Raw genomic sequence first — 8,196 nt, forward strand, 5'->3', positions numbered from 1 at the left:
CTAAAACTATACTAATCAAAAAAGGCTGCACAATGCAGCCTTTTTTATTTTACAGTAAGATTATGAATCTAACTTGTATAAACGTAATTATAATTAACCTACGTTTTTACGTGCATTACGGAACATGCGCATCCATGGGCTATCCTCGTTCCACTCATCAGGATGCCAAGAGTTGGCAACGCTTCTGAATACACGTTCTGGATGCGGCATCATTACAGTGGCGCGACCATCAGTTGACGTAATACCTGTAATACCTTCTGGAGATCCATTAGGGTTAGCTGGGTACTGCGTTGTAGGGTTACCATAGTTATCTACAAACTTAACCGCTACAGTGCCGCTATTAAGCGCCGCTTTAGTGGCTGCATCGTTTGCAAACTCAGCATGACCTTCACCATGAGAAACCGCTATAGGCATTCGCGAGCCAGCCATTCCGTTAAAGAACACAGACGGGTTTTCTTGTATTTCTACTAAACTAAAGCGTGCTTCAAAACGCTCTGATTTATTAGTTACAAAGCGCGGCCAATGTTCAGTGCCAGGGATCAACTCTTTTAACGTTGATAACATTTGGCAACCGTTACATACACCTAAGCTAAAGGTATCTTCACGGTGGAAGAAATTTTGGAACTGATCGCGTGCCATGTCGTTAAACAAAATAGACTTAGCCCAACCTTCACCCGCACCAAGTACGTCACCGTATGAGAAACCACCACAGGCCACTAAACCTTTAAATTGATCTAGTGTTAAACGACCTTCTAAAATGTCGCTCATGTGTACATCAACGGCTGCAAAACCTGCGCGATTAAACGCTGCAGCCATTTCTAAATGAGAGTTAACACCCTGCTCACGTAAAATAGCCATTTGTGGTTTAGCACCGGTTGCAATGTATAGCGCCGCTATATCTTCGTTTAAATCAAAGTTAAGTTTTACGTTTAAGCCTGGATCTTTTGCATCAAATTTAGCATCAAACTCTTGCTTAGCACATTCAGGGTTATCACGGCGTGCTTGCATTTGATACGTTGTTTCAGCCCAAATAGTACGAAGCTCAGTACGCGTATGATTAAGTACCGTATTTTCGCCACGGTTAAATATAATCGCATCGTCACTGTTAAGCGTGCCAATGTTGTGGCTAATTGCTGCTATACCATGTTGTTCAAACACCGCATTTACTGCATCTAAATCAGCATTTGCTACTTGGATTACGGCACCTAGCTCTTCGTTATAAAGTGCTTCAATGTCTGAACCTGTTAAGTCAGCTAAATCAACCGTTACACCGGTATGACCCGTAAACGCCATTTCAGCAACAGTGGTAAATAAACCACCGTCTGAGCGGTCATGATAAGCAAGTAACTTACTATCAGCCACAAGTGCTTGCATTGCGTTATAAAAGCCTTTTAATAACTCAGGGCTATCAACATCAGGTGTTACATCACCCAATTGCTTATAAACTTGCGCAAGGCTTGATGCACCCATGCGGTTTTTACCCGCACCTAAATCAACTAATATAAGCGATGTGTCGCCTTTATCTGTGCGCAGTTGTGGCGTTACTGTTTTACGTACGTCGTCAACACGACCAAACGCAGTTATAACCAGTGAAAGCGGCGATGTTACTGACTTCTCTTGTGAATCACCTTCATCTTTCCATGTCGTTTTCATTGACATAGAATCTTTACCCACTGGAATCGTTAAACCAAGCGCAGGACAAAGCTCTTCCCCTACGGCTTTAACCGCTTCGTATAAACCAGCATCTTCACCTGGGTGACCCGCTGCTGCCATCCAGTTTGCCGATAACTTAATGTTTTCAAGGCTACCGATGTTTGCACAGGCAATATTAGTTAACGACTCAGCTACAGCTAAACGAGCAGATGCACCGTAATTAAGTAATGCTGCAGGAGTACGCTCACCGAGTGACATAGCTTCACCGTGGTAAGTATCATACGTTGCCGCAGTTACAGCACAGTTAGCAACAGGTACTTGCCAAGGACCGACCATTTGATCGCGTGCTACTAAACCCGTAACTGAGCGATCGCCGATTGTGATTAGGAATGTTTTTTCTGCAATGGCTGGTAAACGCATTAAGCGCTGCGCTGCATCTGCTGCATTTATTAATGTAGTATCAAGCGCTTTACCAACAACTTGCTTTGACGTTACATCGCGGTGCATTTTAGGTGCTTTACCTAATAATACGTCCAGCGGTAAATCAACAGGGTTATTTTCAAAATGGCTGTCTGACACTGTTAAGTGAGGTTCAGCTGTTGCTTCACCAATAACAGCGTACTGGGCACGTTCACGCTTACAAATTGCTTCAAAGCGATCAAAGTCCTCTACGCCAACAGCGAGTACATAACGTTCTTGTGATTCATTACACCAAATTTCGTGTGGTGCCATGCCTGGCTCATCGTTAGGAATGCTACGTAATTGGAACTTACCACCACGTCCGCCATCATTAACAAGCTCAGGGAACGCATTTGATAAACCGCCAGCACCTACATCGTGGATGAATGCAATTGGGTTTTCGTCACCTAGCTGCCAACATTTATCGATAACTTCTTGGCAACGACGTTCCATTTCTGGGTTTTCGCGTTGTACTGAAGCAAAATCTAAATCTTCGTTTGATTGACCTGAAGCCATGCTTGATGCAGCACCACCGCCTAAACCAATGTTCATTGCAGGTCCACCTAGCGCAATTAATTTAGCGCCAATAGGAATATCGCCTTTTTGAACATGATCAGAGCGAATATTACCTAAACCACCGGCAAGCATAATGGGTTTATGGTAACCACGTACTTCTTCGCCATTATGGCTTGTTACTTTTTCTTCGTAAGTACGGAAGTAGCCTAATAAGTTAGGACGACCAAACTCATTATTAAATGCAGCGCCACCTAGTGGTCCCTCTGTCATTATATCAAGCGCGTTAACAATACGACTCGGCTTACCAAAATCGCTTTCCCATGGTTGCTCGTAACCTGGAATACGTAAGTTTGATACAGTAAAGCCAACTAAACCTGCTTTTGGCTTAGAGCCACGACCAGTTGCGCCTTCATCGCGAATCTCACCACCAGAGCCTGTAGCCGCACCTGAGAATGGGGCAATAGCTGTTGGGTGGTTATGCGTTTCAACTTTCATTAGTATTTCAATGTCTTCTTGATGATACGCATATTCACCTTGCGCATTTGGGAAGAAGCGACCCGCTTTTGAGCCTTTCATTACTGCCGCGTTATCTTTATACGCCGACAATACATTTTCAGGATTTAACTCAAACGTATTTTTAATCATTTTAAACAGCGATTTTGGCTGCTCTTTTCCATCAATTGTCCAGTCAGCATTAAATATTTTATGGCGACAATGCTCTGAGTTTGCTTGTGCAAACATAAACAATTCGATGTCGTTAGGGTTACGTCCTAACTTTATAAAGTTTTCTACCAAGTAATCTATTTCGTCATCAGCAAGGGCAAAACCTTGCTCAACATTGGCTATTGCTAATGCTTCGCGTCCGCCACCTAAAATATCAACAGACGACATTTGGCGCGGTGCATCACTGCGAAACAGTTGTGCAGCATCTTCAAGCTCACTATGCGTGGCTTCGGTCATACGGTCGTGTAATAACGCAATTACTTGTGCAAGTTGTTCTGCGTTTAAGTCACCTTCAACATAATAAGCAATACCGCGTTCAACACGGTGAACCTGTTTTAAACCACAGTTATGGGCAATATCGGTTGCTTTAGATGCCCAAGGTGAAATGGTACCTGGGCGAGGTGTAACAAGTACAAGTTTGCCGGCTGGGGTATGCTCAGCAATAGTTGGACCGTAAGTTAATAGTTTTTCAAGCTTGGTTTGCTCGGAGCTACTCAACGGCGATGTTAAATCGGCAAAGTGAGCATACTCGGCGTATACGTTAGTGACTGGAAGTTGCGATTGTTGGCAACGCGCTAAAATTTTATTAACTCTGAACTCTGACAGTGCTGGTGCACCACGAAGGATCAACATAGGTAATTTCATCCGGGGTTAGGGATTGAACGATATTTTAGGCACGCATTATAGTCCAATTAGCATTCAGATTTAACTCAAAATTACGCTTTTCATAAAATTAACTTTTTAGCTTTATTTATAGCCTCTTTTGGTTAATAAAATAAAAGGTAAAGTGACGCGATGGCTTAGTTTTGCTATAACGGTGACTGGCGAGCTTAAGGGGCACTCAATGTTCAAAGAAAAACTAATAATAATCATTACTTTAGTTATGCTGTTATGTGCATGCGATATGCAAGAGCAGCCAACTCAACTCGCCCAAATAAAAGAACACAATAAAATACGTGTGGGTACCCTTGCGAGTGCTAGTAATTATTATCAAGCCGTTCAAGGTGAGCAAGGCTTTGAATATGAGTTATCTCAAGCCTTCGCTGAATATTTAGGTGTAGAGCTTGAAATAGTCCCTTTCTTTAACTTATCAGACATGTTTGAACGCCTTGAAAGCGGTGATTTAGACTTAATAGCCTCAGGACTTACCTATAATAAAACCCGTGCAGAGCAATATCGCTTTGGGCCAACTTACAGAACAATCAGCCAAAAATTAGTTTATAAGCAAGGTCGCGTTCGTCCTCGAGAGTTTGACGATTTAGACGGTAACTTTACTGTTATAGCTAAAAGTAGCCACTCGCTTACTCTACAAAAAATGAAGAAGAACAATCCAGACCTTACCTGGATAGAGAGCGAAGAGTTTGATGAAGAAGAATTACTTCAAGCGGTTATTGATGGCGAGATAGATTACACCCTAGCCGATACACATACATTATCGTTGTTTCGCCGTTATCACCCCAATTTAAGCATCGGCTTTTCAGTTAGCCATAACGACCCGATTGCATGGGTACTCAACAAATCAGATGACGACTCTTTATATGCGTTATTGGTGCCATTTTTTGGTGACGTTAAGCAAAGTAACCAGCTCTACGTACTCGAAGAAAAGTATTTTGGTCACGTGCGCCAATTTAATTATGTAAATACCCTTGCTTATATAGAAGCAATTAAAGAAACGCTCCCAACATATAGCCCATGGTTTAAACAGTATTCAGGAAGCTTGGATTGGCGTTTATTAGCCGCACTCAGTTATCAAGAGTCGATGTGGAACCCTCGTGCTAAATCACCGACTGGCGTACGAGGCATCATGATGTTAACACGCAGCACAGCCAAACAAGTAGGTGTTACTAACCGGTTAGAACCGGAGCAAAACATTCGTGGCGGCGCTAAATACTTAAGCAAGCTTATTAAACGTATTCCTGACCGTATCCCGCAACCCGACCGCACATGGCTTGCTTTGGCCGGGTACAATGTAGGTTGGGGGCACGTTAACGATGCACGTATAATTACCGAACAGCAAGGCGCAAGCCCCGACAAATGGGCTGATGTAAAGAAACGCCTACCACTATTAATTAAAAAACGCTATTACCGTAAAACTCGCTACGGTTATGCCCGAGGCGATGTAGCTGTTAAATATGTTGATAATATTCGCCGTTATTACGATGCACTTGTTTGGTTAGATGAGAATGATGCCATTGCCGTAAAGCCTGAACCAGAACCAATTACAGAGCTGAGCACTGATGCTGATAAAGAGCCCAAACTAAACGAAAAAAATGAAGTAAAGAATGCGGTAAAAAATGAGGCAGATGAAGCTTCAACACAAAAACAACAACCTATAATTGAGCCCAAACAATCGAGTGAAAATAATAACTAAGATTAATATAGGTATCCGTTTTTAGAGCATGTCGTTAAGCAAAATTTAAGTAAATTAAATATCTGTTTACTTGTCATCAAATGATCACTAATGTGTGTTAATTGTATATCATTATTTTATAAGATATACCCTGTGCCTTTCTCACTCTTGCATTAGGAGAAAATATGCTAAAACGTAGACGCACACAAAAATTAAAACGTAATGTAATATACTCAACAGCTACGCGCCGTCGTGTTATGTTACGTAAGCTTCATAAAAAAATCATCTGGCGTCGCAGAATGTTTGCTATGCAGCAAATGGCTGAGTCAGAAGTAGAGCCAATAGCCAGTTAACTTAGCAAGCCTTATTTACTTGATCATCACGAGCAGCTTTTTTAGCTGCTTTAATTTGAGCCCTTCTTAGTTTAAAAAAATCCGAAATAGTATCACCGCACTGCTGTGCCAAAACACCACCACACACCTCAACTTGATGATTTAGCATTGGTTCTTGTAATAAGTTCATAATTGAACCTGCAGATCCTGTTTTCGCATCAACTGCTCCAAACACTAAACGCTTTATTCTGCTATGCACTAACAATCCCGCACACATAGAACACGGCTCAAGCGTTACATACAACGTACAATCAATTAAACGATAGTTGTTAAGTAGCTTTCCTGCTTCTCGCACTGCAATCATTTCAGCATGTGCAGATGGATCGTTATCGGTAATTGAACGGTTATACCCGACTGAAATAAGCTGGTTATCTTTTACTACAATCGCTCCAACCGGAATTTCATCAAGCAGCTCTGCTTGCTTTGCATACAAAAGCGCTTGCTCCATCCAGTAGGAGTCATCAAATGGTTCGTTCATTATTTCTACTTTAATAACTTTTTATGCTGTAATTATACCTAGTTACCACTCTAAAGTGCGCCATTCATTACTTTATTGCAAAAATAAAACACTATTTACCTGTTTGTCATGGCTCAGTAGTGCTGATTTACGTTATAATCGCACGCTTTTTTTATTTAGCTCACAACACGGGTAGCAAATGAAATTTCCTGGACGCCGCAGGCATAAACATTATTTTCCAGTGGAAGCCAAAGATCCACTTACCAATCAACTTAACGCAACAGAGCGATTACAACGTAGTTATATTACGGGTATCGATCAGATCGTTGTTGATATAGAGGCAAAAGTTGATCAAGCTTTCCTTGACGAATTTCAACTACGTAGGGGTATGTCGCAAGTTATTGATAGCGACACAACAAACGCCTTATACGATCGTTTAAAATTAAACGATATGGTTGATTTTGAGTTTGCCGGTGGAACCATTGGTAACACTATGCACAACTACTCTGTACTTGCAGATGATCGCTCAGTTTTATTAGGCGTAATGAGCGAAAATATAAAAATAGGTAGCTACGCTTACCGTTTTTTATGTAATACCTCAAGCCGTGTAGACTTAAACTACCTTCAACCAGTTGATGGGCCTGTAGGCCGTTGTTTTACATTAATTGATGAAACAGGTGAGCGTACTTTTGCAATAAGTGCAGGCCTAATGAATCACTTACGTCCTGAATCTATCGATAAAGACCTTATTGAAAATTCATCAGCGTTAGTGATCAGTGCCTATCTTATGCGTACTCAAGGTAGCGAAACAATGACTGAAGCCACCATGCAAGCTGTTAAATACGCTAATGATGCAGGTGTGCCAGTAGTACTTACACTTGGTACTAAGTTCTTAATTGAACAAGACCCTACCTGGTGGGCAAGCTTCGTTGAAAAGCATGTTGATATTCTTGCTATGAACGAAGAAGAAGGTTTAGCGATTACGGGTTTTGAAGATCCTCTTTTAGCTGCTGATAAAGCACTTGATTGGGTAGATTTAGTTATTTGCACCGCTGGCGAAAAAGGCTTGTTTATGGCTGGCTACGTTGACGAAAGTTTAAAGCGTGAAACCGAATATCCGTTATTACCAGGTGCAATACCTGATTTTAACCGTTACGAATTTTCACGTGCTATGCGCAAAGATGAATGTGATGAACCTATCAGAGCATATAGTCATACGGCCCCATTTATGGGTGGACCTGATTCAATCAAAAACACCAATGGTGCAGGTGATTGTGCATTAGCAGCTGTGCTTCATGATTTATCAGCGAATGTTTATCATAAACTTAATGTGGCAAACTCAGCTAAGCATCAACAACAAGCTATTACTTATTCGTCACTATCGCAAATTAGTAAATATGCTAACCGAGCCAGTTATGAAGTATTAGTTCAGCATTCTCCACGTTTATCTCGAGGCTTACCTGAACGCGAAGATTGTTTAGAGCAGGTTTATTGGGAACAATAAATTATAAAGGGAGCAATTACTGCTAATGCCGTTCACTTAAGGTGAGCGGCTTTTTTATTTCTAGCGTACCGCTGCGGTCTTGGCTTGACTGAGCGAGGAAAACTTCGCTCCCTTCGAGGCTCTAGAATGAGGCTTTCTGCCA

5 protein-coding genes are annotated in these 8,196 nt (G+C 41.7%); 3 read left to right on the plus strand and 2 right to left on the minus strand.

Annotated features, from left to right (window positions below):
* Positions 1 to 93: 93 nt before the first annotated feature.
* On the minus strand, positions 94 to 3,984 hold the full coding sequence (purL, locus tag I6F49_RS11620) for a phosphoribosylformylglycinamidine synthase (protein ID WP_197180582.1): 3,891 nt from the start codon (positions 3,982 to 3,984) through the stop codon (positions 94 to 96).
* A 211-nt stretch (positions 3,985 to 4,195) separates the two neighbouring features.
* Here purL and mltF point away from each other — a divergent pair, with 211 nt between their 5' ends.
* Both mltF and I6F49_RS11630 read left to right on the plus strand, forming a co-directional pair.
* Positions 4,196 to 5,722, plus strand: a complete 1,527-nt coding sequence (gene mltF, locus I6F49_RS11625) for a membrane-bound lytic murein transglycosylase MltF (RefSeq protein ID WP_197180584.1) — start codon at positions 4,196 to 4,198, stop codon at positions 5,720 to 5,722.
* A 164-nt stretch (positions 5,723 to 5,886) separates the two neighbouring features.
* The gene (locus I6F49_RS11630; RefSeq protein WP_197180586.1) at positions 5,887 to 6,054 is read left to right on the plus strand and encodes a hypothetical protein; all 168 of its coding nucleotides are present in this window, start codon (positions 5,887 to 5,889) and stop codon (positions 6,052 to 6,054) included.
* A gap of 1 nt (position 6,055) precedes the next feature.
* Here the strand turns inward: I6F49_RS11630 and tadA are convergent, their stop codons facing one another.
* Positions 6,056 to 6,571, minus strand: a complete 516-nt coding sequence (tadA, locus tag I6F49_RS11635; protein WP_197180588.1) for a tRNA adenosine(34) deaminase TadA — start codon at positions 6,569 to 6,571, stop codon at positions 6,056 to 6,058.
* Positions 6,572 to 6,749: 178 nt separating this feature from the next.
* Here tadA and I6F49_RS11640 point away from each other — a divergent pair, with 178 nt between their 5' ends.
* Positions 6,750 to 8,054 carry an inosine/guanosine kinase gene (locus tag I6F49_RS11640; RefSeq protein WP_166420981.1) on the plus strand — a complete coding sequence of 435 codons (1,305 nt, stop codon included), beginning with the start codon at positions 6,750 to 6,752 and terminating at the stop codon, positions 8,052 to 8,054.
* Positions 8,055 to 8,196 lie beyond the last annotated feature (142 nt).

The sequence above is a fragment of the Pseudoalteromonas sp. SWN166 genome (assembly GCF_015864485.1).
Classification (GTDB): Bacteria; Pseudomonadota; Gammaproteobacteria; order Enterobacterales; family Alteromonadaceae; genus Pseudoalteromonas.

Bases quoted from the DNA above. Each gene is read 5' to 3' on its own strand.
- mltF (WP_197180584.1), top strand. From the start codon at position 4,196: ATGTTCAAAGAAAAACTAATAATAATCATTACTTTAGTTATGCTGTTA.
- I6F49_RS11630 (WP_197180586.1), top strand. From the start codon at position 5,887: ATGCTAAAACGTAGACGCACACAAAAATTAAAACGTAATGTAATATAC.
- purL (WP_197180582.1), bottom strand. From the start codon at position 3,984: ATGTTGATCCTTCGTGGTGCACCAGCACTGTCAGAGTTCAGAGTTAAT.
- I6F49_RS11640 (WP_166420981.1), top strand. From the start codon at position 6,750: ATGAAATTTCCTGGACGCCGCAGGCATAAACATTATTTTCCAGTGGAA.
- tadA (WP_197180588.1), bottom strand. From the start codon at position 6,571: ATGAACGAACCATTTGATGACTCCTACTGGATGGAGCAAGCGCTTTTG.